The sequence below is a fragment of the Vicinamibacterales bacterium genome (assembly GCA_035699745.1).
In the GTDB taxonomy this organism is placed as follows: Bacteria; Acidobacteriota; Vicinamibacteria; order Vicinamibacterales; family 2-12-FULL-66-21; genus JAICSD01.
Window position 1 is genome coordinate 31,770 of sequence record DASSPH010000034.1, and the last position, 26,980, is coordinate 58,749.

Here is a 26,980-nt window from a genome sequence, read left to right on the forward strand (position 1 = left end):
TCTACTCGGTCAGCAGCCGGTGAAAGCGGCCCATCCAGTACGGCAGCAGGAAATACGCGCCGTCGTCTTCGCTGCGTCCTTCGCGGCTGCTGTCGAGCGAGTACGGGTTGCCGTTCCACTTCGACATCGGGAGCTCGTCGTACGGCAGCACGATCAGCGCCTGCGGACGTTTGAAACGGTCCGACAGCGGATCCATCGGCACGTCCCGCCGGTGCGAGTTCCTGACTGACCACTGAATCAGATCCATCGGAATCTCCCGCAGCGTCCGCAGCGCGGCGTCGCGATCGTATTCAGCCGCGCCGGAGCCCGCGGCGTAGATCACGTTCCACAGCGGGTTGCGTTCGGGCCGCTCGATCTGCCAGCTGCGCTCGAGGCTCTGGCGGTAGACGGCCAGCAGCGCCGGCTCCGTTTCGTAGCGCAGCAGCGGGTAGTACGAGAGAAACGCCAGCTCGTCGTCCGAGTGATTGATGGCTCCGGGGACCATGATCTTCTGGTTGCGCGTCAGCCAGTGGTACCGGTGCCGGTCGATGAGATCCCGGTATGCGGCCGTGAAGCGCCCGCGCGCCGCGTCCCCGGCGGCCATGTGAATCGCCACCTTCAAGTGCGACAGGATGTGCAGCGCCCGCAGGCCGGTCTCGTCCGGATCCTCCCAGATCGCGTCCGGTCCCCACCATCCCCATCGCGTGCGTCCGCGCGGCCCGACCAGTTGAAAGTCGTGATCGAGGATGTGCGTGGTCATCCGCTCGATCGCGCCACGCAGTGCGGGTTTCTCCTCTTCGGCCGCGACCAGGTCGTAATAGATCGGGTACGCGAAGTAGTGGCCGACGATCTCGTCCGAGCTGGTGTCCCCTTTCCAGCGCCACTGGCGATCCGCCGTGTCATGCCATTCGCCGTCAGCGGGCTGCAGGTCGGTTCCGGGCTTGATGAACGAGCGCGCCGGAAACCCCGGAATGCCGGTGATGGACTCGAGCCGCAGCAGCGCGGCCATTCCCTGCCGGGCATTGGCACGCGCGTCGGCCCGGCCCGTCACCTTGTAGCGGAACGACTCGGCCGCAACGTACATCGCGGTCCACAGCCCGTCGTTGTCGCTCGACACCATCTGATTCGACGACAGGTCGCCGGGCACCTGCAGACGGGAGTCCGCTGTCAGTCCCCAGCGGACGTGACGCGCCTGCACCCGCTCGACGAACCTGCGGGACTTCTCCTCGAGCGTCATCGGGACGTACGCGATGCGCGCGTAGCCGGCGCGGGTCTCGATCCAGGCGGCATCCCCGTCGAACCCGATGCCGGTGACGTGATCGTCTGGAAGCCATCGCTTGCCGGCAAAGTACTCGCGCGAGCGCAGGTCACGATCCAGGCGGACGGCTCCCTCGCGCATGCCGATCCAGACATGTCCTGACGGCGCTGCCGCCATGACGGTCACCTCGGCGTGCGGAAGCGCGGTGAACGCCTTGTGAACGGCGGCCTCCGGCGCCGGGTCGATGCCGCGGTGAATCCGGACGCGTCCCGATGTGTCGCGGGCGAACTCGGCGGCTGTGTGGAACGAGCGGACCTTCTGACGGAAGCTGCCCGACGATGTGTCCTGCGCCGCGATCGCGAGCACGGCGCAGAGCGTTGTGACGAATCGCATTCAGTTCACTCCCGAGGCGGAGACGTCCTGTGCCTCACGCTGCCGCCGGCGTCCGGCGGTCCTGGCGAACGGAAAGTACACCAGCATCGCGATCCCGATCGACGCCGCACCCCACACCGCCGCCCGCCAGTCGCCGCCCGACACGAGATAGTGGCCGATGATCGGCGGCGTGGTCCATGGGACGTTGACCACGGGACGCTGGATGACATGCCAGTGCATCAGCAGGTAACTGCCGGCGGTCAATACCAGCGCGTTGAGAACGTAGGGCACCATGAACACCGGGTTCAGGACGATCGGCAGCCCGAAGAAGATGGGTTCGTTGATCTGGAAGATCTGCGTCGGCAGCGAAAGCCGGCTGACCTTGCGGAAGCCGGCGTCACGCGACCGCCACAGCACGAGCGCCAGCGCAATCGTCGCGCCGGTCCCGCCGACGTTGACGAACGTCGTGAAGAATCCGTACGCGGTCACGTATGGCACCGGCTCGCCGGCGGTCACCGCCGCGACGTTCGCGGCGAGGTACTGCAGAAAGACCGGCGCCACGATCGCATCGAGCGTGTTGTCGCCGTTGATGCCGACCGACCAGAGCAGCGTGACCAGCAGCGCGTAAACGAGGATTCCGGGCAGCGTGTTCAGCGCGAACACCATCGGGGCGAACACCGCCTGGACCGCGGCATTCACGTCGAACCCGAGGACGAAGCGCAGCAGCCAGAACGACACCATGAGGAAGAGGAGCGGCGTCAGAGACAGAAACGATTCGTAGACCGCGGCCGGCACGCTCTCGGGAAGGCGGATCACCAGGCGCCGCTCGGTGAAGAACTTCTGTACGCGCACCGCCACGAGCGCCGTCAGGATCGCCGTGAACAGCCCGTTCGAGCCGAGCGCTTCCATCCTGAGCGTCCCGGACGCCGGGTCCACCTGCAGCAGCAGGAAGGCGGCGGTGGCGGTGGTCGCGCTGACGATCGCCTCCAGGCCGAGGCGCCGGCCGAGATCGTAGGCGACGGCGACGCAGGCGAACAGCCCGAGCAGGCCGAAGGTCGCGGTCACCGGGATCTGCAGGAGCGGCGCATACGCCGCGATGCGGCTCTCCCAGCCGAAGGGCGGGTGCGCCGCGATCAGAAAGACGCCGCCGACGATCGTCAGCGGCACGATCGCCACCATGCCGGCACGAATCGCGGCGAGATACGTGTTCTCGCCGAACGCCGCCAGCAGCCGCGTCGCCGATGCCGTCAAGCGAGAGCGCTCAACTCGTGACGATGAGCGTGCACCTTCGCGAACGCCGTCACGATGTCGTCCACGTCATCATCCGGACCGAGCAGCAGGTTCTGCCCGAGCCACAACGCCTGTTCACGACAGAGCACGTCGCTGTTGGGGCAGCGCGCCGAAGCGTAATCGAGCCGATCCCGGGCGCCGGGCACGTACGGCCCGAACGCCCGGCTGCGAAACAGCGGCTGATCCGGAAGCGGGTAGCCGTAGCCCGCCGAACACGGGATCCCTTCTGCCTCGAGCGCGTCGCGCACCGCCGCGCGCGGCGCGCCGAATGCCGCCGGATCGATTCTCACCACGAACAGGTGGTACGCATGACGCGTGCAGGCCTCGGATCGGGACTGCACGTGCACACCCGGGACGCGCGACAGCTCGCGCGCGAGCCGCCGGCCGTTGCGCTCGCGCGTCTGCGCCTGAGCTTCCAGCCGGTCAAGTTGACAACCGAGCAGCGCGCCTTGAAATTCGCCGAGGCGGTAGTTGCCCGACACGACGTGATGCTCGTACCAGACGCCTTCCGGCACGCGGCCGCAGTTGTGGATGGAGCGGCACGCCCGCGCGAGGTCATCGTCATTCGTCGTGATGATGCCGCCTTCGCCGGCGGTCAGGTTCTTGCTCGACTGGAACGAAAAGGTGGCGAGATCGCCGAGCGATCCGGCGGGGCGTCCGCGGTAGGCCGCCCCGTGGGCGTGCGCGGCGTCTTCGATCACGGCGATGCCGCGCGCGCGGGCCAACGCGGCGATCGCATCCATCTCGGCCGGCTGCCCGGCGAAGTGAACGGGGATCACGGCTTTCGTGCGCGCCGTCAGCGCAGCTGCGACCGCCTGGGGATCGAGGTTGAAGGTCGCGAGGTCGACGTCGGCAAACACCGGAATCGCGTTGGCCTCCAGCACCGCGGTCGCCGTCGCGACGAACGTATAGGGGGGGACGATGACCTCGTCCTCGGCGGCGATGCCGGCGGCGAGGAGCGCGATTTTCAGCGCGACGGTGCCGTTGACCACCGCGATGCCATGACGGCAGCCGTGCATGGCGGCGAACCGCTCTTCGAACGACGCGACTTCATCGCCGTCGAGGCGTCCCCAACGGCCGCTGCGAAGCACGCGCAGCAGCCGCTCTTCTTCCGCCGCGCCGAAGACGGGCCACGCGGGAAACGGGCGGGTTCGGACGGGCGGTCCTCCGTTCAGCGCGAGTGGCGACACGTCAAAGCCTGAGGCCCATGTAGACGCAGGCATCATCTCCCGATCCCGTGCGCGTCAACTCACGGAATCCGAGGTGCGCGTAGAACCCCTGCGCGCGCGTGTTCAGCGCGCTCACCCCAAGGTGGACGCCGCCGCTGCCGCGACCGCGCAGCTCAGCCAGCAGCCGGTCCATCATCCGGCGCCCATGGCCGCGCCCCTGCGCGCGCGGCAGCAGGTCGATGTGCGCGTGCGACGGGTACTCGTCGTACGGATCCGGACAGAAATAGTCGGGCCGATGATACGCATGATAGACGCGCTGCACCGGCGTCCACGTCGCGGGATTCCCCTGTGGCGCAGCAAAGCCCCCGCACAGTCCCGGGCGCCATTCCTCCTCGTACCGCCGGTAAAAGGCGCGCGAGTCCAGGGCCCCGAGGACGTACCCGCAGATCTCCTCGTCCTCGAGCACGAAACTCAGGTCAGGTTCGAACGCCAGATACGGCCCGACGAAGATCCGGCCGAGGGCGTCCGGATCCTCTCCGTAGAACGGCTCCCCGTTCTCGCCGTTGTGGCCAGTGAGCAGGCACACGCGGTAGGCGCCCGGCTCGTCCCCGGCGCGCGCCGGACGGATGCGCGCGGCGCTCACGGTGCCCTTCTCTCCGGTGTGCATTCGCGTATAGTCAACAGCAGACGCCGATGACGCGCCGCTGGTTCGTCCGTCTCGCGGTTCTGGCGCTGCTCGCGCTCGCAGTGGCGCTGCCGGCACTCGCCCAGCGCGGCCGCCGTTTCGGCTTCTTCATGCCCGCGTCCGCCGCGCCGATCAAATACGACGGCCGCTTCGTCATCGTCCGGCTCTGGTACCAAGCCTATCCGGGCTGGTCGTTCGATTACCCCGACATGGAGCAGAACCTGACGGCGATCATGAACGAGATCACGTCGCTGCGCGTCAACCCGGACGGCAGCAACATCTTCCGCATGGACGATCCGGAGCTGCTCAAGTTTCCGATCGCGTACCTCTCGGAACCCGGCTACTGGTATCCGACCGACAGTGAAGCGGCCGGTCTGCGCAACTACATCGCCAAGGGCGGCTTCGTCATCATCGACGACTTCCACTTTCCGGAAGAGTGGCGCGTGTTCGAGGACGCGATGCGCAAGGTCCTTCCCGACGGCCGCATCGTCCGGCTCGATCGCTCGCACCCGGTGTTCAACAGCTTCTTCTCGATCAAGTCGCTGGACGTGCCGTATCCCGGCCGGCTCGGCGAGCAGGGGCTGACCGGGGAGTTCTACGGCATCCACGAGGGCAACGATCCGGCGAAGCGGCTGCTCGTCGTCATCAACTACAACATGGACATCGGCGATTACATGGAGCACTCCGGCCAGGGGCTCTATGCCGTCGATCCGACCAACGAAGCCTACAAGTTCGGCGTCAACTACTTCATTTACGGTCTGACGCACTGACGGGCGCGGCGGCGAAAGACAGCGGATCGTTCACGACAGTGTCGACGTGCAGAACGGGCATCGCTTGGCAGCGACCGGGATCTGCGAGGCGCAGAGCGGACAGGTCTTCGTCGGCTCTGGCGGAGCGGGTGCCGGACGTGGCGCGAGCCGGTTGACCCACCGCACGATCATGAAGATCGCGAACGCCACGATGACGAACTCCAGCAGGGTGTTGAGGAACATGCCGTAATTGATCGTCGGCGCGCCGGCTTTCTGCGCGTCGGCGAGCGACGCGTAGGACTCGCCATTGAGCGAGACGAACAGGTTCTTGAAGTCGACGCGCCCGATCAGCAGTCCGATCGGCGGCATGATGATGTCGCTGACCAGCGACGACACGATTTTCCCGAACGCCGCGCCGATGATCACGCCGACGGCAAGGTCGATGACGTTCCCCCGTGCCGCGAACTCTTTGAACTCCTTCCACATACCCGGCCTCCGGCGACATCCTACGTCAGCCGTTTGCTAAATTTCCTGCATGGTGCTATTTTCTCAGCACCTTTTCGCCGGCTCCTCCGTCTAAGCCTTCGTATGAACAGCAGCCATCATCGGGATTTGAGCCGCCGGGAGCGGCAGATCCTCGACATCCTTTATCAGCGCGGCCAGGCCACCGCGGCCGAGGTCCAGACCGCCCTTCCCGAGCCGCCGAGCTACTCGGCCGTGCGGGCGCTCCTGCGCATTCTCGAGGAAAAAGGGCACGTCCGGCACGAACAGGACGGCCCGCGCTACGTCTATCTCCCCACGGTGCCGCGCGACAACGCCCAGAAGTCGGCGATGCGCCATCTGCTGCGGACCTTTTTCGACGGATCCGCGGAACAGGCGATTTCGGCGCTCCTCGACGATTCCTCCGCCAAGCTGTCGGCGGCAGAGCTGGATCGCCTGGCGCGCATGATCGACACGGCGCGGAAGAGCGGAGTCTGAGTCATGACGAACGTTTCACTGCCCCTCGTGATCGACGCCGTCGCCAAGGCGTCGCTCGTTCTGGCGGTCGCCGCGCTCGCCGCTGCGGCGCTGCGCCGCGCCTCCGCATCGGCCCGCCATTTCGTCTGGACGCTCGGGCTGCTCAGCGCGCTTGCCGCGCCGGCGCTCTCGATCGCGCTTCCACGCTGGGAGCTGCCGATCGTCGTGGTCGCGGCACCCGAACCGGCGACGACCGGGACGCCGGCGCCTGTGTCGCGTCCGGCGCCGTCGCTGCGGCGCGCCGGCGCCGTCACGGCTTCGCCGGCCGCTCCCTCCCCCTCGGCGTCGATCAACAGCGCCACCCGGCCGGCGCTGCCGTCGTGGCCGGTGCTCGCGCTGCTCGTCTGGGGAATTGGCGCGTCCATCATCCTGGCGCGGCTGGCGATCGGACTCATCGCGGTGCAATGGATGTCGCGGCGGATGCCGGTCGTCGCCGACGCGCCGTGGCTCGCGCAGGCGCAGTCTCTCGCCTCGGCGCTCGGGCTCACCCGCGTCCGCTTCCTCCGCGGCGCCGCGGGGACGATGCCGATGGCGTGGGGGATCGTGCGTCAGTCGGTCGTGGTGCCGGCGGATGCGGACGCCTGGCCCGCGCATCGCGTGCGCGTCGTCCTTCTGCACGAGCTGGCGCACGTGAAGCGGCGGGACTGCCTGACGCACCTGGTGGCGCAGCTCGCGTGCGCCGCGTACTGGTTCAACCCGCTCGTCTGGATGGCGGCGCGGCGGCTGCGCGCCGAACGCGAGCGGGCGTGTGACGATCTGGTGCTCGCCTCCGGCACGCGCGGCTCCGACTACGCCGATCAGCTGCTCGACATCGCCCGTGTGATGCAGGCCGGCCGGTTCCCTGCCGTGTTCGCCGGCGCCAGCCTGGCGATGGCGCAGCGGTCGCAGCTCGAAGGACGGCTCATGGCGATCCTCGATCCGAGCGTGCCGCGCCGCGGTCTGTCCCGTGCACGCGCGGCGGCCGGCGCCGCGGTCTTCACTGCTGTCATGGTGGCGATCGCCTCCGTCCAGCCGTGGGCCGAGGAGCGCAGCGAGGCGGCGATCGACGCGTCCCTCGCGGACGCGGCGGCGGCAAACCCGCCTGCCGCGCAGGCGCCAGGCAAGGCGGCCGCTGAAGCACCGCAGGCGCCGGGCGACAAGCGGATCGGCGGCGTCCAGGGTGGCGTCAGCGGCGGCATTGCCGGCGGCGTCGCGAGCAGCGTCAGCGCGGCGGTGGCGGGCGCGGTGGCCTCCGGCGTCGTCAGCGGCGTGGCCGGCGGCGTCCCGGGTGGCATCACCGGCGGAATCGCCGATGGTGTCGTGGGCGGCGTCATCTCGGCGATCGGCGACGGCGTGGCGAGCGGGATCTCCGAGGCCATGACGCAGGCCGCGCGGGAGATCGAGCGCGAGCAGGAGCGCGAACAGGGGAAGGATGCCCGGGGCCGCCGCGATCCGCGCACCGTGAACGCGCTGATGGAGGCACTGAAGGACACCGACAAGGACGTGCGGGAGACGGCGATGCACGCGCTCGTCCAGATGCGCGACGGCCGCATCTTCGATCCGCTCGTGATGGCGCTGAAGGACGCGAGCGCTGACGTGCGCGAGCAGGCGGCCTTCGGTCTCGGCCAGCTGCGCGACGCGCGGGCGATCACTCCCCTCGCGGCGGCGCTCAAGGACATCGACGCCGACGTCCGCGAGCAGGTGGTGTTCGCGCTCGGGCAGCTGCGCGCCGCCGGCGTGGCGGATGCGATCGCGCAGGCGCTGCGCGACAGCTCGCCTTCGGTTCGCGAGCAGGCGGCGTTCGCGCTCGGCCAGATCCGCGACAAGAAGGCGATCGAGCCGCTGGTCTCGGCGCTCAAGGACGAGAACGCCAGCGTCCGCGAGCAGGCCGCGTTCGCGCTCGGGCAGATGCGCGCCGGCGCGGCGATCGAAGCGCTGGTGGTCGCGCTGAAGGACTCGAACCCGAGCGTGCGCGAGCAGGCGGCGTTCGCGCTCGGGCAGATTGGCGATCCCCGCGCCATCGACGGATTGATGGCGGCCCTCAAGGATACGAACGCGTCGGTGCGCCAGCAGGCGGCGTTCGCGCTCGGCCAGATCCGGTAACAGCTTTTCCCCCGGCCGGCGGCCCGTGCGGGCCGCGCGGCCCGGGGCGCATCACGAAGTGCTGTTTTTCTAGCAGGAGACGTCATGAGCCCACTCGCCGTATTCGTTCGCACGCTGCTGAAGTCGAGCGCGATCTTCATCGGCGTCACCGCGATCTTCCTGCACCCGCAGCTCGAATGGCGCGCCGCGTCGCAGCAGAATGCGGTCGGCGCGCGCCAGGGCGGACGCGAAGGGACGATCGACGCGCTGATCGAAGCGTTGAAGGATCCCGACGCCGGCGTCCGCCGCACGGTCATCCGCACGCTCGCGTCGATGAACAGCACCCGCGCGGTGCCGGCGCTCATCGGCGCGATGAAGGAAACCGACGCGGACACCCGCGCCGTGGTCGTCAGCGCCCTCGGCGAGTTGAGCGACGCGCGGGCGCTGCCGGCGCTCCGCGACGCCCTGAAGGACGAGAACGTCAACGTCCGCCTGCGCGCCGCCTCGGCGCTCGGCGAGCTCGGCGACCGCAGCGCGGTCGACGCGTTGATCGGCGCGGCCAAAGACACGAGTCCCGACGTGCGCCGCCGCGCGATCTCCGCGCTCGGCGAGCTCGGCGACGAGCGCGCGCTCGACACGCTGATGCAGGCGCTCAAGGATCAGGACGCCGCCGTGCGGCGCAGCGCGGCGGCGGCGATCGCCGAGATCTCGGGCGGCAACCCGGCGCGTCCGCATCCGCGGCCGCGGCCGCGGCCCCGGCCGAACCCGAATCCGAATCCCAATCCGAATCCTCGTCCGGTGGTGCGGTGATGAGGCCCTGGCTGATCGTCGCGGCGCTGCTCGCCATCGCGCCGCAGAAGGACGCCGCGGCGGCCGCGGCCGGACTCGCCTCCGCGGATCCGGCGACGCGCGCCCGCGCCGCCTGTGAACTGCGTGCGCTCGGCGGGCAAGCGGCATCGGCGCTGCCGCGCCTGGTCGCCATGCTCGAGGACGGCTCGCCGGTCGACGCCGCCGTCTGCGGCGAACGCACCTGGGGGCACGGGCGGTTCCGCGCCGCACAGGAGATGACTTCCCCGGGCGAGCAGGCCGCCTCGGCCCTGGTGGCCATCGGGACGCCCGCATTCGATCCGCTGGCGAAGGCGCTCACCGCGCCGGTGTGGATCGCGCGCACGCATGCCGCGTGGGCGCTCGGCGCGCTGGGCAACCGCCGCGCCGTGCCGGTGCTGTCGCGCAGCCTCGCCGACACGGAGCCGAACGTGCGCAAGCGCAGCGCCTGGGCGCTCGGCGCGCTCGATGCGTCGGAAGCGGTGCCGGCGCTGGTCGAGGCGTTGAAGGACGCCGACGCCGGCGTCCGCGAGCAGGCCGCCTGGGCGCTCGGCGCGATCGGCGACCGTCGTGCCGTCGACGGTCTCATCGGCGCGCTCGCCGACTCCGTCGCGTCGGTCCGCAAACAGGCGGCCTGGGCCCTCGGGGCGCTCGGCGACAGCCGCGCCGTGCAGGGCCTCATGAAAGCGCTGAAGGACAGCGACGCCGGCGTGCGCAAACAGGCGGCCTGGGCCCTCGGCGCGATCGGCAGTTAGGGACCTCGGAGCGACCCTGATGCGGAACCTGTTGAACGACCTGCGGTACTCGGCCCGACTCCTTCGCCGCTCTCCCGGGTTCACCGCCGTCGCCGTCGCCGCGCTGGCGCTCGGCATCGGCGCCAACACGGCGATCTTCAGCGTCATCGATACGCTGCTGCTCCGTCCGCTGCCCTACTCCAATCCCGATCGGATTGCCGTCGTCTGGGAGCACAACCTGCCGCGCGATCGCAGGAACAACGTGGTCTCGCCCGGCAATTTCATTCACTGGCGCGAGCTGAATCAGGCCTTCACCGAGATGTCGGCGGTGTCGATGACATTCCGGACGACGCTCACCGGCGCCGGTGACGCCGTGGAACTGCCGCTCCAGATGGTTTCGGGCAACCTGCTGCGCGTGCTCGGCGTGCGTCCGGCGCTGGGCCGCGACTTCGAGCCGCAGGAAGACGCGCCGCGCGCCGCCGTGGCGTTGATCAGCGACCGTCTGTGGCGCCAGCGCTTCGGCGCGGATCCGGCCGTCGTCAATCGCACCGTCACGATGAACGGGCAGCCGACGCTCATCGTCGGCGTGATGCCGCCGGGCTTCTCCATTCTCGACAAGAACGTGGACGTCTGGTCGACGATCGGCCTGCCTCCTTCAGCGCGCACGCCGCGCGGGCGATGGATCTGCGTCGTCGGCCGGGTGAAGGACGGGGTGACCATGGCGCAGGCGCAGGAGGACATGAAGCGCGTCCACGCCGAGCTGACGGCGCGCTTTCCCGCCTTCAATACCGGGTGGACGGCGAACGTCGTCCCGCTCAAACAGCAGCTCACGGGCGACGTGCGCCCGGCGCTGTGGGTGATGCTCGGCGCGGTCGGCTTCGTGCTGCTGATTGCCTGCGCCAACGTCGGCAATCTCGTTCTCGCGCGGGCCACGGCACGGCAGCGGGAGCTCGCGGTCCGCGCCGCGCTCGGCGCCGACAGGGGAAGGCTCGTCCGCCAGATGCTCGCAGAGAGCCTGCTGCTGTCGCTGCTCGGCGCCGCGGCCGGCCTCGGGCTCGCCTGGTCGGGGCTGCTTGCCCTGCGGACAACGGTCGCGGAACGTCTGCCGATCGTCCGGCTGGAACAGGTCGGCATCAACGGCAAGGTTCTCCTGTTCGCCATTGCGGCGGCGGTCGTCAGCGCGCTCGTCTTCGGCATCGCGCCGGCGCTGACCTCCGCCGGGGCGAAGCTGACCGACACGCTGAAAGACGGCGGACGGTCGGGCTCTGCGGCGCGCGGCGCGCGCGTACGGAGCGCGTTCGTGGTCGTCGAGATCGCGCTCGCGCTGATCCTTCTCGTCGGCGCCGGCCTGCTGCTCCGGTCGTTCGTGACGCTGCTGCGCGTCGACCCCGGATTCGATCCAGCGCGCACCATTACGGTCAAAGTCTCGATCCCCACGTCGCGGTATCCCGATGCGGAGCGGCAGCAGGCGTTCTTCAATCAGTTGTTCGAGCGCTTCGATGCGCTGCCCGGCGTGATCGCGACCGGCAGCACGAGCTTCCTGCCCATGGCGGGGCTCGGCGCCGCGACCGGGTTCGCGATCGTCGGTCAGCCCAGGCCGCCAGCCGGGCAGGAACCGGTGACCGACGTCCGCGTCGTCGCCAACAATTACTTCAAGGCCATGGGCGTTCCGGTGCTGCGCGGACGCGCATTCGACGCGCGGGACAACGGCACCGGGGTCCGCCGCGTGATCGTCAACCAGGCGCTCGCCAACCGGCACTTCCGCGGACAGGATCCGATCGGCAAGAGCATCATCGTGAGCTGGAACGATGAAGCGCCGGACGAGATCGTCGGCGTCGTCGGCGACGTGCGCCAGCAGGATCTGGAGACGGAACCGCGCGCGACGATCTACTGGCCGCCGGGACGCTTCACCTATCCGTTTGCGACGATCGCCATTCGCACCGCCGGCGACCCCCGCTCGATCGTGTCCGCTGCCGTCGATGCGCTGCACCAGATCGATCCGAACGTCGCCGCGGCGGACATCAGGACGATGGAGGACGTGCTGGACACGTCCGTGGCGCAACGGCGGCTGACGATGATGCTGCTCGCCGGGTTTGCGGGCCTGGCGCTGATTCTCGCCGCCGTCGGCATTTATGGCGTCATCGCCTACTCGGTGACGCAACGGACGCAGGAGATCGGCATCCGGATGGCGCTCGGCGCGCAGCGGGGGGCCGTCATGCGGCTGGTGCTCGGCGAAGCGATGACGCTGGCCGCCGTCGGCCTCGCCGCGGGCGCCGGCGGCGCGTGGCTGCTGACGCGGCTGATGCAGAAGCTGTTGTACGGCGTCACTCCGTCGGACCCGCTGACGTTCGCGACCGTCGCCGCGGCGCTGGCGCTCGTGGCGGCGGCGGCAGCCGCGGTGCCGGGCCTCCGGGCGACACGCGTGGATCCGGTCGTCGCGCTGCGCGCCGAGTGAGGCCGAGCAGCCGCGGGCGGGCGCTGCGAAAGGGCGTGTAGGGGGGATCCGAGGGGCAAGGCCGGTCGGAGCGGGATCGAGTACGATCGGGCGGCATGTTGGTGCCGGCGGGAGTCATCCTGCTGCTGGTTCTACTCACCGCGCTCTATGTCGCGGCCGAATTCGCGGCGGTAGGCGCGCGGCGGAGCCGGATCCGGCGAATGGCGGAGGATGGCCACCCGCTCGCCGTTCGCGCACTTCCGGTGGTGGAGGATCCGCGCGAGCTCGACCGCTACATCGCCGCCTCGCAGGTCGGAATCACGCTGTCGAGCCTGATTGCCGGCGCCTACGCCCAGGCGGTTCTCGCGCCGCCGGCCGCCCCTCTGTTCGTTGCGTGGTTCGGGCTCCAACCCGACGCCGCCGTGCAGGTGGCCGCCGTCGTCATCCTGGCGATCCTGACGTTCCTGTCGGTGATCCTCGGCGAGCTCGTGCCGAAAGCCGTCGCCCTGGCGCACCCGACCCAGACGCTCATCTACACCGTCGTCCCGATGCAGTGGTCGCTGCACGCGTACGCGTGGCTGATCGCGGTGTTCAACGGCAGCGGGAATCTCGTCCTGCGCGCGTTCGGGCTCGCGAGCACGGGCCATCGCCACGTCCATTCACCGGAGGAGATCGCGCTGCTGATCGCGGAGAGCCGCGACGGCGGCCTGCTGGAGCCGCAGGAACAGGTCCGGCTGCACCGCGCGCTGCGTCTCGGCCTGCGCAACGCCAGACAGTTGATGGTGCCGCGCGACCGTCTGGCGGCGGTCGAGTGGCGGACGCCGTGGCGCGACGTGCTGCGGATCGCCGCGACCAGTCCGTACAGCCGGCTGCCGGTATTCCGCGGCACGCTCGACGACATCGCCGGCATCCTCCACACGAAAGACGTCGTCACGCACTTTCTCGAGAGGCGCGAGGCGGGAACGTTGAGCGGTCTGGTCCGCCCGGTGCAGCGCGTGCCCGACACCATGAACGCGGACCGGCTGCTCGCGTTCCTGCGCGAGCGCCGCAGTCACCAGGCGCTCGTGGTCGACGAGACCAATCGCATCGTCGGACTGATTACGCTCGAGGACGTCCTCGGCGAGCTGCTGGGCAGCGTCGCGGACGAGTTCAAGACGCCGCGGCTGCTGCCGCTGCGGCTGTCGGACGGACGTGTCCGCCTGCCGGGTGAGCTTCCGCTCGAGCGCGCGCGGGTGTGGGTCGGGGGGGCGTGGCCGACGGAGGGGATGACGGTCGAAGAGTTCATCCTCCGCGAAGCCGGCCGCCTTCCCGAACCGTCGGAGCGCCTGACGATCTGCGGTCTGGCGGTCGAGATCGAGAGCGCGGACGAGCAGCACATCGGATCCGCGATCGTCACGCCGCCGGATCACGACCAGGAGCAGACGGCGTGATCCCGCTGATCATCATCGTCCTGCTGCTGTTGCTGAACGCGCTGTTCGTCGCCGCGGAGTTCGCCATCGTCGGCGCGCCGCGCGCCGCGATCGACAACCGCGCGGCAAAGCGGCAGCCCCTGGCCCGTCTGGTGCAGAGCGTGCTTCGAGACGCCAGACGGCAGGACCGCTACATCGCCACGGCGCAGATCGGGATCACGGTGGCGAGCCTCGGGCTGGGCATGTACGGCGAGCATGTCGTCGCCGACTGGCTGCGCGAACGGTTCGGTCACGGCGGCGTCGCGACATGGCTGGTGGCGCACGGATTCGCGAGCGTGCTGGCGGTGGGCATCCTGACCTACTTCCACGTCGTCGTCGGCGAGATGATCCCGAAGTCGCTGGCGCTGCAGTCGGCGGAGCGCATGGCGCTGGTGATCACGCCGGTGATGCTCTGGATTCAGACGCTGCTGCTGCCGGTGGTCGTGATGCTGAACGGCCTCGGCAACCTGGTGCTGCGCTTCTTCGGCATCAACCGGACGGCGAACGGCGTCGAGCAGTACTACACGCCGGAGGAGCTGCAGCTCATCGTCGAGGAATCCGAGGAGCAGGGCGCGCTGCGATCCGAGTCCGGCCAGGTGCTGCAGGAGCTGTTCGAGTTCGGCGAGCTGACCGCCGCCGAGGTGATGGTCCCGCGCGTCCGCATCACCGGCATTCCGGTCGGGGCGGGGCCGGAGCAGCTGCGGCGCATCATCGGCGATCATCCGCGCACCCGCTACCCGGTGTTCGAGGGGGATCTCGATCACATCGTCGGCACGTATCACATCAAGGACCTGCTCCGGCTGCTGCTGAACAACACCCCGGTGACGGCGGAGGGGGCGCGCTCCGCGCCGGTGGTGCCCGAAACAGCTTTGCTCGATGCGGTGCTCGCCGTCATGCGGCGCGACCGGGCGCAGTTCGCGATCGTCATCGACGAACACGGCGGGACGTCGGGCGTGGTGACGCTGGAGGATCTCTTCGAGGAAGTCGTCGGCGAGATCGGCGAGAGTCCGAATCAGCGTTCGGGGCCGCGGCTCGACGCGTCGGGCCGGCTGCGCGTCTCAGGGACGATGCGGCTCGACGAGCTGGGACAGGCCTTCGATCTCGACCTGGCGCACGAGGAGGTCGACAGTGTCAGCGGTTTGATCCTGACGCTGCTCGGGCGACTGCCGCGGGTCGGCGACCGCGTCGAGTACGGACGGCTCGAGCTCGAAGTGACGGCGACGCAGGGGCGCGGCGTGGACGAGGCCGCCGTCACCCTACGTGAATCCGCGGACGCCGCAGAGGATTAGGCTCGCTCTGGCGCAGCACTTCGCGGGCGACGGGCGCGGTGTCGCCCTCGCCGAAGGCAAGGAATTTCAAGAGGTACGCGATCGGATTCCCTTCCGTCCACCCGAAGTAGGCGTGCGGAATCTTGCCGGTCTGGTCGCGGATGTGCAGCAGCAGAGCGGCGATCGCGTTGGGGATGGCGGGGCTCGAGCAGCGGAGCACCAGGTGGCCGTCCACGTTCACTCCCTTTACACGCAGGCGCTCGCTGAACGCTGAGACGTCGCTCGGACGCACCTCGACGAACAGCGGGCGTTCCTCCGGCGGCAGGTGGTGCGACTCGCGGGCTTCCTTGAGCTTGTGTTCGTACTCGGCGGCATCCCCGCGATCGGGCCGGTTCGCGATGATGCGCACCGTGCCCCTGGCCGCTTCCCTGATGAAGGCCTCGGCCTCGGGATCCGGATCGATGCCCTGCACGCGAAGCTCCGTCGAGCGCATCACCCGCGAGATCAGCGACGAGATCACGATCCCGGCGATGAAGATCGAAGCGATCTTGAGGCCTTCCGGACGCTCGCCGATGTTGACGACGGTCGTGTAGGCGAAGACCAGCGTCAGGATCACGTACCCGAAGTACGGCCGGCCCTGTTTGCGCGCGGCCAGGGTGACGGCGAGCGCCGCGGAGCCCATCAGAACCAGAACACCCGTGGCATAGGCGCCGCCCTGTGCGATGACGTCCGCCTTGAAGAGGATGGTGACGATGAACGTCACCGTGGTGAAGATGACCACGAGCGGACGGTTTGCCTTCGCCCATTCGGGCGCCATCCCGTAGCGCGGCAGATACCGCGGAACGAGGTTGATGAGGCCGACCATCGCGGAGGCGCCGGCAAACCAGAGAATCGCGACGGTGCTCAAGTCGTAGATCGTGCCGAAGGTCTCGCCCATGTGCTCGTGCGCGAGGTACGCCAGCGCGCGGCCGTAGGCCTCGCCGCCGAGCGCGAACGCCTCGGGCGGCACGAGACGGGTCGTGACGATGCTGCTGCCGACCAGGAGCACGCTCATGATCAGCGCAGCGGCGGTCAGGAGCTTCTTGGTGTTGCGGATGCGGCCGCGCGGCTGGCGCTCGGTGTCGTCGGGGTCGCCGCGCACCAGCGGCATGACGGCCACGCCGGTCTCGAAGCCCGAGAGCCCCAGCGCCAGCTTGGGGAACAACAGCAGCGCAACCAGCGTCATCCTGCCCACGCCGCCATGCTGCGTGCGGGCGGCGTCGAACCAGCCTTCGAACGGATTCGGCTGCTCCCACACGAGCGTGAGCTCGTGGGCGATCAGGATGACGTTCAAGACAAGGTAGATCCCGACGATCGGCACGGCGAGGCCGACCGCTTCACGGAACCCTTTCAGGAAGATGGCGCCAAGCGCCGACAGCAGCACGAGCGTCACGAGCACCGGGTGGTTCATCCAGCGCGGCGCCATCGGGTTCTCGATGATGTGCGCCGACGCGTCGGCGGCCGACAGGGTGATGGTGATGATGAAGCCGGTGGCGGCGAAGCCGAGCAGGCACAGCACCATGGCCTTGCCGCGCCAGCGCGGCAGCAGTTCTTCGAGGATCTGGATGCTGCCCTGCCCGTGCGGGCTCAGCTCGGCGACGCGGCGATACATCGGCAGCGCCCCCGCCAGGGTCAGGAGCACCAGCACCATCGTCGCCATCGGCGACAGGATGCCGGCCGCGAGGAAGGCGATTCCCGGCTGATAGCCGAGCGTCGAGAAATAGTCGACGCCGGTGAGACACATGACGTTCCACCACGACGACTGGTGCGTCGCGACAACCCCGGTTTCGCGCGCCCCTTCGAAGAACCAGTGGTAGAACCTGCCGCGATTGCGGTGCACCGTCTAGATTTCCCCGCGTTCAGCCGCCAGCGCGAGCTCCTCGTCGCTCGCCTCGGTGAACTCTCCTTCCCATTTCGCAATCACGACCGTTGCCAGACAGTTGCCAATCACGTTGGTCATCGTCCGCGCCATGTCCATCAGCTCATCCACGCCGAGAATGATCGTGATCCCTTCGAGAGGCAGGCCGTACATGGCCAGCGTGCCGGCCAGGATCACGAGCGAGGCGCGCGGCACGCCCGCCACGCCCTTGCTCGTCAGCATCAGCGTCAGCAGCATCGTGATCTGCTGCCCGATCGTCAGCTCCACGCCGGCCGCCTGGGCCACGAACACGGCCGCCAGCGAGAGGTACAAGGTCGTCCCGTCCAGGTTGAAGCTGTAGCCGAGCGGCAGCACGAACGAGACGATCCGTCTCGGCACGCCCAGGCGCTCGAGCACTTCCATCGCCCGCGGCAGAGCCGCCTCGCTGGACGTGGTCGAGAAGGCGATGATCGCCGGCTCTTTGACGGCGCGGACGAACTTGCGGATCGGGATCTTGAACATGAGCGCGACCGGCAGCATGACCGCGAGAATCAGCACCGCGAGCGCCGCGTACAGCGTCAACACCAGCTTGGCGAGGTTGATCAGGATCCCCAGGCCGCCGTGGCCGACGGTATAGGCGATCGCCGCGCCGACGCCTATCGGCGCATAGTGCATGACGATGTTGGTGAACTTGAACATCGTCTCGGCGACGGCTTCGCACCATGCGAGCACCGGCTTGCCCTTCTCGCCGATCATCCCGAGCGCGATGCCGAAGAAGATGCTGAAGACGACGATCTGCAGCACGTCTCCCTTCGCCATCGCATCGATCACCGACTCGGGGACGACGTGGAGAAGAATCTGATCCCAGGTCTGGGGCTTGGCGGTGATCCCGGACTCCTGGCCTATCGGCAGATTGACGCCGTCGCCGGGGCGGGTGATGTTGACGGCGACCAGTCCGATGATCAGTGCGAGGGTAGTGACGACTTCGAAGTAGATGATCGCGCGGAGGCCCATGCGGCCGACCACCTTGAAATGGCCGGCGCCGGCGATCCCCGCCACGAGCGTGGCGAAGATCAGCGGCGCGATGATCATCTTGATCAGGCGCAGGAACAACTGACTGAACGGCCGGAAGTAGGCGCTCCAGGCCGGATCGACCTGCTGGATGATCGCGCCCACCACGATGCCGAGGGCAAGTCCGATGAAAATCTGCTGCGTGAGAGTGATGCCCTTCCGAGTACGGGCAAGTGGCGGTGCGGCTGAAGACATCGGGGGATTCTACCCCGAGCCCTGCAGCGATCCGGGGCGGCCGGACAGGGAATATCCGGCGCGTTGGCGAGGTTGTACTACGCCCCTGGCCGGTCCCGGCGGCGCGTGCCTACGCTCTGTAGATCGTGCGCGCGGTCAGCTCGCGCGGATCGAGTCCGGCGCTGCGCGCGATCTGCGCGATGGCGGGCGGCAGGTTCGCGGAGAACCGCCATTCGTCGGCGCGCGCACCCGCACCTGCGAGCCGGTCCGTCCATTCGGGCCACCACGCCTTGTCGCGGCGGGCGATCGACTCGACGATCAGGAAGGACCGGCGCGCACGCGCGTCGGCGAGCCTCTCGAGCAGCGCCGTGCGCTGTCGATCCGGCAGCTCGTTCACCGCATATGCGAGCAGGATCGGCGGCGCCGGCGCCTTCGCGGACGCGGCGTCCTCGAGAACGTCGCCGATCGCGGCGCGGCCGCGGAGGCCGAGCTGGTTGTAGGTCCAGTTTGCCTCGGCGACGGCCCAGGCGTTGCGATCGATGCCTCGTATCCGCGGCGGCCGATGGCAGGCCAGCGCCCAGGCCGCGCCGCCGACACCGGTGCCGCATCCCAGATCGAGGATGGCCTCCGGTGAGGAGGCGTTGGCGCCGAGCGCCCGGGCGACCGCGTCGATCGTGAGGAAGTGCATCGGTCCGTAGAACAGGGCGAAGGCGGCGCGTTTGCCGGCGCTGTCGAGTGCGGCGCCGCCCGGCAGTTTCTCGCGGCGTTCGACGTAGACCGACGACAGCGCGCGGAGCGCGCGCGTCAGCTCGGAGCGCGTGAGGTTGGCGAGATGGCGCTGCTCGAGTGCGGCGAGCCAGGCCTGTATGTCGACCATGTGGAAGCTGGCGGAGAGAGAGGGATTCGAACCCCCGGAACCCTTCCGGGTTCAGTGGTTTTCAAGACCACCGCCATCGACCACTCGGCCATCTCTCCGCGCAGGTAATTTTCTCACACCTGTCCGGTGCCATGCGTGCCGCTGGCCGCCTGCCGCCAACCGCTCGCCGCTCAGTGCGCACTCCGCACTGCCCACTCCGCACTCCGCACTGCGCACTCCGCACCGCGCACCGCGCACCGCGCACTCCGCACCGCGCACCGCGCACTGCGCACTGCGCACTGCTGCAGCTATACTGCCCTGTGCCCTCCCCCGTTCCCGCCCGGACGCTGGCGGGCGTCGCCCTCCTCGCCGGCGCGCTGCTGATGATCGAGTTGTCGCTCACGCGGATCTTCTCGGTCACCATGTATTACCACTTCGCGTTCATGGCGATCTCGATCGCGCTGTTCGGCTTGAGCGCCGCGGGGGTCTACGTGTTCCTCCGCCAGGAACGCTGGCGCGAGACGCCGACGGACCTGCTGCTCGAGCGACATGCCGTCGCCTTCGCCGTGGCGACGCTGCTGTCGCTCGCGCTGCTGGTGAAGCTGCGCGTCGGTTTGTCGTACACGCCGGCCAACATCGCGCTGATGTGCGTGATGTACGTGCTGTCGGCGCTGCCGTTCTTCACCGGCGGCACCGCCATCTCCGTCGCGATCTCGCGCGCGGCGGCGCAGGTGAACGGCGTGTACGCCGCCGACCTGCTCGGCGCCGCGGCCGCGTGTCTGCTGCTCATGCCGGCGCTGAACCTGATCGGCGCGCCGGGAGCGATCGTGGCCTCGGCGGTCCTCGGCATCGCCGCCGCGGCGTGTTTCGCCACCCCGGCGCGGCGGCCTCGCTTTGCCGCCACCGCCGCCGCCTTCGCGGTCGTCACCATCGCCGGATCGCTGGCCGGCGTGTTCAGCGTCTCGACCACCAAAGGGCACGAGCACGACCGCGTGCTGTTCAGCAAGTGGAATTCCTTCTCGCGGATCGGCGTCTACGACGTCGCCGCGGGAGGATCGTGGTCGTTGAGCGACCGCTACAAGGGGCCGCTGCCCGACTTCAGGCTGATGGACATCGACTCGGCGGCCGCCACACAGATCCTGAAGGTGGGCAGCGATCGCGATGCCGGGTTCCTGCAGTACGAGCTGACGGCGATCGGGTACCGGCTGTTCGGGACGCCGCTGGCGCCTCCCGCCACGCCGTTCCATGCACTGGTCATCGGCACCGGCGGCGGGCGCGACCTGCACACGGCGCTCGTCTTCGGCGCCACCGCCGTGGACGGCGTCGAAATCAACCCGATCATCGTCGACGACGTGATGCGCGGCCGCTTCCGCGAGTATTCCGGCGCCGTGTACGACCGGCCGAACGTCACCATCGCGATCGAAGACGGCCGCAGCTTCGTCAGACGGTCGCCGAAGCAGTACGACATCATTCAGGCATCGCTCGTCGATACCTGGGCCGCGACGGCGGCGGGGGCGTACGCCCTGAGCGAGAACTCGCTCTACACCGTCGAGGCGTTCGACGACTATTTGAATCACCTGACCGATCGCGGGGTGTTGAGCATCTCGCGCTGGGTGTTCGACGGGCTGCGGCTGGTCTCGCTGGCCCAGGAAGCGGGCGCCCGCCGAGGCTGGAACCCGGCGGATCGCCTCGCCATCGTCCAGCAGGACAAGGTGGCGACCTTCCTGTTGAAGAAGACGCCATTCACCGCGCAGGAGACGCGCCTGCTCAAGGACACGGCGGACGCGCTCGGTTTCACCGTGATGTACCTGCCGGGGCACCCGGTACCAACCCTCGGCGACAGCCGGGACCAGTACGCGAAGCTGCTGCTCGCGCCGGATCGCCGCGCCGTCTACGACACCTTTCCGCTCGAGATCGCGCCGACGACCGACGACCGTCCGTTCTTCTTCCACACCACGCGGCTGCGCAACCACTGGGCGGTGGCGCCGGTGCTGCGGCTCGCCGGGCAGCAGGTCGAGCGTCCCGACAACCCCGGTTCCTGGGGCACGGGCGGGCTGACGGCGCTGCTGATCCTCGTCGCGGTGTCGTCGTTCCTGATCGTGATCTTCGTCGTGGGTCCGCTGGCGGTCAGCTCGCGCGCGTCGCTCGGCGCGAACTGGATGAGCCCGCTCGCCTACTTCGCGTGTCTCGGCGGCGCGTTCATGCTGATCGAAGTGGCGCTGCTGCAGCGCTTCGTGCTGCTGCTCGGGCATCCGGTGTATTCGCTGACCGTGACGCTGCTCTCGATCCTGCTCGGCACCGGGCTGGGGAGCGCGCTGAGCCGGCGCATCCCGGACGCGTCGCTGCGCCGAAGCGCCGCCCTGGCGTGCGGCGTCGTCGTCGCGATCGCGCTCCTCTGGACGACCGTGCTGCCGGCGATTCTGCGGGCGGGGATCGGATGGCCGCTGAGCGCGCGCATGGCGCTGGCGGTGGCGCTGATGATGCCCGCCGGCATGGTGATGGGCGTGCCGCTGCCGGCGGGAATCCGGATGCTGGCGGCCGCCCGACCGCAGCTCGTTCCCTGGGCCTGGGCGATGAACGGCGCGCTCTCGGTGCTCGGCGCCATTCTGGCGGTGTTCATCGCGATGATCTGGGGCTTCTCGACCACCCTCCTGGCCGGCGGAGCCGTCTACGCGGGTGCAGCCGCGCTCGTCTCGGTCCGATACCCGGGACGGGAGGTGTCGAGTGCGCGGCCGGCTGCTGATTCCTGGGGCGATCCTGCTCGCGATGACGGGGGTGGAAGCGCAGCGCGCGCCGGCGCAGGCGGGACCGGATCTGCCCGTCAGGCGGGTCATCCTCTATAAGAGCGGCGTCGGATTCTTCGAGCACTTCGGTTCCGTGACCGGCAACACGCCGGTGACCATTCAGTTCACGTCGGCCCAGTTGAACGACGTCCTGCAGTCGTTGACCGCCCTCGATCTGGACGGCGGCTCGATCGCCAGCATCAGCTACAACTCCGTCGCGCCGATCGAGCAGCGTCTGGCGACCTTGCGCACCCGCATCGGCGGCGAGGCCGACCGTCTGGAGCTGCTGCAGGCATTACGCGGCGCCCGGGTGATCGTCCGGTCGGGCGCCGCCGAGACGGCGGGGCGCATCTTCAGCGCGGAACAGCGAACGCGCGCGCGCAACGGCGTTCTCGAACCGGTCACGGATCTGACGCTGATCGGCGACGAAGGGGCGATCCGCACCGTCGAACTGACGCCCGCGTCCACGGTGCAACTGGCGGAGCGCGACGTCCGCGAAGACATCTCGGCGTATCTGGGCATCACGGCGTCCACTCGCGGGGAAGACGCCAGACGCATGGTCATGAGCGCAACCGGAACGGGCACGCGGCGGATCGCGATCAGCTACATCAGCGAGGTTCCGATCTGGAAGTCGACGTACCGGCTGGTCCTTCCCGAGGCCGGCGCCAGGCCGATGCTGCAGGGCTGGGCCATCGTCGACAACACGCTCGCCCAGGACTGGACGGGGGTGGAGCTGTCGCTCGTCGCCGGCGCGCCGCAGTCGTTCGTGCAGCAGATCTCGCAGCCCTACTACGTGCAGCGGCCGATGGTGCCGCTGCCGCCCGCCGTGCTGCTCCAGCCGCAGACTCATGCCGGGACGCTGGTCGGCGGCGAGGGCCGCGTCGCCGGAACGCTGCGGGATCCTGGTCGAGGTGTGCTCCCCGGGGCCCGCGTCGAACTGCTCGATGCGTCCGGCAGCGCCGTCGCCAGCGCGGTGACAGACGCGAGCGGCGGGTTCGATCTCGGCGCCGCCCCGGGCGTCTACACGTTGACCGCGCAATTGGCGGGATTTCAGCCGGCGAGACGGACGGTGACGCTGACCGCCGGCGGCCGGCAGCGGACTGACGTCACCATGGGCGTCGGCGGGGTCAGCGAGAGTGTCACCATCTCGTCAGCCACGCCGCTGGCTCGCAGTGCCGGCGGGCGCGGGGGCGCTGCCGGCGGGGTGGCCGGCGGTCTGCCGGCGCGGTCGGCCGACATGCCGGTTCCGGCGCCGCCTCCTCCGGCGATCGACTACATGGCGGCCGCGGCACCCGCAGCCCAGGGGCAGGAACTCGGCGAACTGTTCGAATACCGGCTGCAGCAGCCGGTCACGATCCGGCGCAACGAGTCCGCGCTCGTCCCGATTCTGCAGGCGGAAGTGGACGCCGAGCGGGTCTCGATGTGGACGAAAGGCGCGGGTTCCGGCCGTCCGCTGCGCGGCGTGTGGCTCACCAACTCCAGCACCCTGACACTCGACGGCGGATCGTTCAGCGTGATCGACGCCAATGCATTTGCCGGCGAGGGGCTGATCGAGTCGCTGAAGCCCGGAGAACGGCGGCTGATTTCCTATGGTGCCGACCTCGCGGTGCTCGTCAAGGCCGAGCCGCAGCCTGGAACCGGGCGCGTGCTGAAAATCGTGGCGCAGAACGGACTTCTGGTCGCGTCACAGGAGCAGCGCGTCACCTGGAAGTACACCGCTCGAAACGAGGACGCGTCGGCGCGAACGCTGATCATCGAACACCCGGTGCGTCCGGGGTGGGCGATGGCCGGTGAACCCGCCCCCGCGGAGCTGTCGCCGAACGCGGCGCGGTATCGCCTGGCGCTCCCGCCGAAGCAGGAAGCGGCGCTGACGCTCACCGAACGGCAGGGGGGCGACACGACGTATCGTCTCAGCGAGGTCGACGATCGCACGATCGCGATTCTGGCGGGATCCGGCGCGAACGACGCGGCGCTGCGCCGTGCCCTGCAGCCGCTGATCGACAAGCGGGCGGAGATGGCGGCGGTCGACCGGCGGATCTCGACCATCAACGCGCAGCTTGCCGAGATCGAGCGCGATCAGCAGCGCGTGCGCGAGAACATGAAGGCGCTGCGCGGCAGCAGTGAGGAAAAGGCGCTGATCCAGCGCTACACCAAGCAGCTCGCCGATCAGGAGGACCGGCTCAGCGCGTTGCGGGGCGATCTTGCGAAGGCGACCGCCGAGCGCGAGGCGCGGCTGCGCGAGCTGTCCGAGCTCGCCGGCAAACTGCAGTTCGAGCTGCCGGGCTAGGCGCAGACGCGGATCAGCTGATCCGCTCGAGGCCGCCCATGAACGGGCGCAGCGCGGCGGGAATCGTCACCGATCCGTCGCGCTCCTGATAGTTCTCGAGAATGGCGATCAACGTACGCCCGACCGCGAGACCTGAGCCGTTCAGCGTATGGACGTACTCGACCTTGCCGGTCCCCTGCGGCCGGAACTTGATGTTCGCGCGGCGCGCCTGGAAGGCCATCGTGTTGCTGCACGATGAGATTTCGCGGTACGTGCGCTGGCTCGGCAGCCACACCTCGATGTCGTAGGTCTTCGCCGAGGCGAATCCCATATCCCCCGTCGACAGCACGATCGTCCGGTAGGGCAGCTCGAGACGTTTGAGCACCTCTTCGGCGTTGGCGGTCAGCGACTCGAGCTCGTCGAACGACTGTTCGGGGGTGGTGAACTTCACCAGCTCCACCTTGTCGAACTGGTGCTGGCGGATCAATCCGCGAACGTCGGCGCCGTACGATCCCGCTTCGCTGCGGAAGCACGGCGTGTAGGCGGTGTACCGCAAGGGGAGATCCCGGCCGTCCAGGATCTCGCCGCGATAGAGGTTGGTCAGCGGCACCTCCGCGGTCGGAATCAGGAACAGATCCCAGTCACCCGCGATCTTGAAGAGATCCTGCTCGAACTTGGGCAGGTTGCCGGTGCCGCGCAGCGCGTCCGCGTTGACCAGGAACGGCGGCACGACTTCGGTGTAGCCGTGCTCGCGCGTATGCAGGTCCAGCATGAAGTTGATCAGCGCGCGTTCGAGGCGCGCGCCGCCGCGCATCAGCACCGAGAAGCGCGCGCCCGACATCCGGGTCGCGCGCTCGAAATCGAGGATGCCGAGCGCGGGACCCAGATCCCAGTGCGGCTTCGGCTCGAAGTCGAACTCGCGCGGGCGGCCGTGGCGCCGCACTTCGACGTTGTCATCGGCGCTCCTGCCCACCGGAACCGTCGGGTGGGGCAGGTTGGGAACGATCATCAGCAGATCCTGGCGCTGCTGTTCGACGCCGTCCAGCTCCGCCTCGAGCAGCTTGATCTGCTGGCCGCGCGCCTTGTTGGCCGCGAAAATCGCCGACGGATCGAGTCCCTGCTTCTTCGCCCGCGCCACTTCCTCGCCCGCGGCGTTCTGCTCGCGCTTCAGTCCTTCGACCACCGGAATCAGCTCGCGCCGTTTCGCGTCGAGCGCGGCGAACGGCGCCAGAATCGAATCCGGGTCGAGGCCGCGGTTCTGCAGGCCGGCACGCACCTCGTCCGTGTGGTCGCGGACGAACGCAGGATCGAGCATGGGTTAAATCCTATACCGGGGCGGCGGGCGTGAGGTACGATGCCCAGGGTGACCATGACGAAGACGCAGGTTCGGAAGGCCGTCTTTCCCGCCGCCGGCCTCGGCACGCGGTTCCTGCCCGCCACGAAGGCGCAGCCGAAAGAGATGCTGCCCCTCGTCGACAAACCGATCATCCAGTACGGGGTCGAGGAAGCCCTCGCCTCCGGCGTGCACAACATCATCCTCGTGACCGGCCGCGGCAAGAACGCGATCGAGGATCATTTCGACGTCTCGGTGGAGCTGGAAACCTTCCTCGAGGCGCGCGGCAAGCGGGAACTGCTCGACGAGATCCGCAACATCTCGAACCTGATGAACGTCTCGTACGTCCGCCAGGGGGAGCCGCTCGGCCTCGGCCACGCCGTGCTCGTGACCAAGGACCTCATCGGCGACGAGCCATTCGCCGTGATCCTCGGCGACGACGTGATCGATGCGCGGCCGCCGGCGCTGCGCCAGATGATCGACGTGTTCCACGAGGTGGGCGGCCCGGTGCTGGCGATCGAAGAAGTGCCGGAGGAGAACGTCAGCGCCTACGGCGTCATCGACGCCGAAGAAGTGCGGCCCGGGGTCTATCGGATCCGCGACCTGGTCGAGAAGCCGCCGCGCGACGAGGCCCCGTCGAATCTCGCCATCATCGGCCGCTACGTGCTGACGCCCGACGTGTTTCCCGCGCTGGAAGAAACCGCCCGCGAGAAAGATCGCACCGGCGAGATTCAGCTGACCAACGGTCTGCGGCGTCTGCTGAAGACGCGGCCGATCTACGGGTGCAAGATCGACGGCGTCCGCCACGACACCGGCAACAAGCTGGGCTTCCTGAAGGCGGTGGTCTATTTCGCGCTGCGGCGCGACGACCTCGCCGAGCCGTTCCGCGCATACCTGCGCGAGCTGGGCCTCGACGTCCCGGCCGGCTCCCGCCGCTAGCCGCGACGGATCTCACGGATAAGACGGATAACTCCCATCCCTGATTTGCGCGAGGGCGGCGCTATTTTTCCGGTTTGCTGGTGGAATCCGTGGTCTTCGACTCGGGTTTGCTGTCGCTCGTCTTCGCCTCGGACGTCGACGACTCGCTGCTGCCGCTCGAGGACTTGCTCCCGGCTTCGGACGTGGACTTCTTCGCGTAATCGGTGATGTAGAACCCGGATCCCTTGAACTGGATGGCCGGCGACGACAGCAGCTTGCGCACCGGTCCGCGGCCGCAGTTCGGACAGACGTCGACCTGCGGATCCGAGAACTTCTGAATCCGCTCGAATCGCTTCTGGCAGGCCTCGCACTCGTACTCGTATAAAGGCATCG

Annotated in this window: 21 protein-coding genes and 1 tRNA gene; 11 read left to right on the forward strand and 11 right to left on the reverse strand. The window is 68.9% G+C overall.

Translation table 11 applies throughout. The features are described from left to right. Position 1: 1 nt before the first annotated feature. Genes VFK57_06750 through VFK57_06765 form a run of 4 tightly spaced genes read right to left on the reverse strand, consistent with a single transcriptional unit; the run spans position 2 to position 4,735 of the window. Positions 2-1,630, reverse strand: a complete 1,629-nt coding sequence (locus VFK57_06750; GenBank protein HET7695390.1) for a hypothetical protein — start codon at positions 1,628-1,630, stop codon at positions 2-4. Next, on the reverse strand, positions 1,631-2,860 hold the full coding sequence (locus VFK57_06755; protein HET7695391.1) for a PTS transporter subunit EIIC: 1,230 nt from the start codon (positions 2,858-2,860) through the stop codon (positions 1,631-1,633). Beyond that, the gene (locus VFK57_06760) at positions 2,857-4,089 is read right to left on the reverse strand and encodes a DegT/DnrJ/EryC1/StrS family aminotransferase (protein HET7695392.1); all 1,233 of its coding nucleotides are present in this window, start codon (positions 4,087-4,089) and stop codon (positions 2,857-2,859) included. Before VFK57_06760 ends, VFK57_06755 begins: the two co-directional genes overlap by 4 nt. A gap of 1 nt (position 4,090) precedes the next feature. Then, on the reverse strand, positions 4,091-4,735 hold the full coding sequence (locus tag VFK57_06765) for a GNAT family N-acetyltransferase (protein ID HET7695393.1): 645 nt from the start codon (positions 4,733-4,735) through the stop codon (positions 4,091-4,093). A 26-nt stretch (positions 4,736-4,761) separates the two neighbouring features. On the opposite strand from VFK57_06765, the gene VFK57_06770 reads away from it, so the two are divergent. Then, a complete protein-coding gene (locus tag VFK57_06770) occupies positions 4,762-5,523 on the forward strand; it encodes a DUF4159 domain-containing protein (GenBank protein HET7695394.1) in 762 nt (253 codons plus the stop codon). A gap of 30 nt (positions 5,524-5,553) precedes the next feature. On the opposite strand, the gene mscL is transcribed toward VFK57_06770, so the two are convergent. After that, positions 5,554-5,988 (reverse strand): large conductance mechanosensitive channel protein MscL, encoded by a 435-nt coding sequence (mscL, locus tag VFK57_06775; GenBank protein HET7695395.1) that lies wholly within the window; start codon positions 5,986-5,988, stop codon positions 5,554-5,556. A 102-nt stretch (positions 5,989-6,090) separates the two neighbouring features. On the opposite strand from mscL, the gene VFK57_06780 reads away from it, so the two are divergent. The 7 genes from VFK57_06780 to VFK57_06810 all read left to right on the forward strand — a co-directional run bounded on the left by VFK57_06780 (position 6,091) and on the right by VFK57_06810 (position 15,310). Continuing rightward, on the forward strand, positions 6,091-6,480 hold the full coding sequence (locus VFK57_06780; protein HET7695396.1) for a BlaI/MecI/CopY family transcriptional regulator: 390 nt from the start codon (positions 6,091-6,093) through the stop codon (positions 6,478-6,480). Positions 6,481-6,483: 3 nt separating this feature from the next. Further along, positions 6,484-8,601 carry a M56 family metallopeptidase gene (locus VFK57_06785; protein HET7695397.1) on the forward strand — a complete coding sequence of 706 codons (2,118 nt, stop codon included), beginning with the start codon at positions 6,484-6,486 and terminating at the stop codon, positions 8,599-8,601. Between the two features lie 84 nt (positions 8,602-8,685). Beyond that, positions 8,686-9,390, forward strand: coding sequence for a HEAT repeat domain-containing protein (locus VFK57_06790; GenBank protein HET7695398.1), 705 nt, complete (start codon positions 8,686-8,688; stop codon positions 9,388-9,390). After that, positions 9,390-10,160 (forward strand): HEAT repeat domain-containing protein, encoded by a 771-nt coding sequence (locus tag VFK57_06795; protein HET7695399.1) that lies wholly within the window; start codon positions 9,390-9,392, stop codon positions 10,158-10,160. The genes VFK57_06790 and VFK57_06795 overlap by 1 nt, the downstream gene beginning before the upstream one ends. A gap of 19 nt (positions 10,161-10,179) precedes the next feature. After that, positions 10,180-12,594 (forward strand): ABC transporter permease, encoded by a 2,415-nt coding sequence (locus tag VFK57_06800; protein ID HET7695400.1) that lies wholly within the window; start codon positions 10,180-10,182, stop codon positions 12,592-12,594. 95 nt (positions 12,595-12,689) lie between these two features. Continuing rightward, positions 12,690-14,003 (forward strand): hemolysin family protein, encoded by a 1,314-nt coding sequence (locus tag VFK57_06805; GenBank protein HET7695401.1) that lies wholly within the window; start codon positions 12,690-12,692, stop codon positions 14,001-14,003. Further along, positions 14,000-15,310: a hemolysin family protein gene (locus VFK57_06810; GenBank protein HET7695402.1), complete on the forward strand. Its 1,311-nt coding sequence runs from the start codon at positions 14,000-14,002 to the stop codon at positions 15,308-15,310. Before VFK57_06805 ends, VFK57_06810 begins: the two co-directional genes overlap by 4 nt. Here the strand turns inward: VFK57_06810 and VFK57_06815 are convergent. From VFK57_06815 to VFK57_06830, 4 genes are all read right to left on the reverse strand, one after another. Next, positions 15,273-17,168 (reverse strand): hypothetical protein, encoded by a 1,896-nt coding sequence (locus VFK57_06815; protein ID HET7695403.1) that lies wholly within the window; start codon positions 17,166-17,168, stop codon positions 15,273-15,275. The genes VFK57_06810 and VFK57_06815 overlap by 38 nt on opposite strands. A 3-nt stretch (positions 17,169-17,171) precedes the next feature. Beyond that, positions 17,172-18,452, reverse strand: a complete 1,281-nt coding sequence (locus VFK57_06820) for a cation:dicarboxylase symporter family transporter (protein HET7695404.1) — start codon at positions 18,450-18,452, stop codon at positions 17,172-17,174. A gap of 109 nt (positions 18,453-18,561) precedes the next feature. Further along, positions 18,562-19,308 carry a methyltransferase gene (locus VFK57_06825; protein HET7695405.1) on the reverse strand — a complete coding sequence of 249 codons (747 nt, stop codon included), beginning with the start codon at positions 19,306-19,308 and terminating at the stop codon, positions 18,562-18,564. An 8-nt stretch (positions 19,309-19,316) separates the two neighbouring features. After that, positions 19,317-19,406, reverse strand: a tRNA-Ser gene (locus VFK57_06830). A 201-nt stretch (positions 19,407-19,607) separates the two neighbouring features. Here VFK57_06830 and VFK57_06835 point away from each other — a divergent pair. Together VFK57_06835 and VFK57_06840 are read left to right on the forward strand one after the other, a co-directional pair. Then, positions 19,608-22,130, forward strand: a complete 2,523-nt coding sequence (locus VFK57_06835; GenBank protein ID HET7695406.1) for a hypothetical protein — start codon at positions 19,608-19,610, stop codon at positions 22,128-22,130. Continuing rightward, entirely contained in the window at positions 22,012-24,357 is a 2,346-nt protein-coding gene (locus VFK57_06840) for a carboxypeptidase regulatory-like domain-containing protein (protein ID HET7695407.1), read from the forward strand. Before VFK57_06835 ends, VFK57_06840 begins: the two co-directional genes overlap by 119 nt. A 13-nt stretch (positions 24,358-24,370) precedes the next feature. Here VFK57_06840 and serS read toward each other — a convergent pair whose 3' ends face one another. After that, complete coding sequence (gene serS / locus VFK57_06845; GenBank protein HET7695408.1) at positions 24,371-25,651, reverse strand: serine--tRNA ligase; 1,281 nt, start codon at positions 25,649-25,651, stop codon at positions 24,371-24,373. Positions 25,652-25,705: 54 nt separating this feature from the next. On the opposite strand from serS, the gene galU reads away from it, so the two are divergent. Further along, positions 25,706-26,608: a UTP--glucose-1-phosphate uridylyltransferase GalU gene (gene galU, locus VFK57_06850; GenBank protein ID HET7695409.1), complete on the forward strand. Its 903-nt coding sequence runs from the start codon at positions 25,706-25,708 to the stop codon at positions 26,606-26,608. 61 nt (positions 26,609-26,669) lie between these two features. Here the strand turns inward: galU and VFK57_06855 are convergent, their stop codons facing one another. Continuing rightward, positions 26,670-26,978, reverse strand: coding sequence for a zinc ribbon domain-containing protein (locus tag VFK57_06855; protein HET7695410.1), 309 nt, complete (start codon positions 26,976-26,978; stop codon positions 26,670-26,672). Positions 26,979-26,980: the final 2 nt, after the last annotated feature.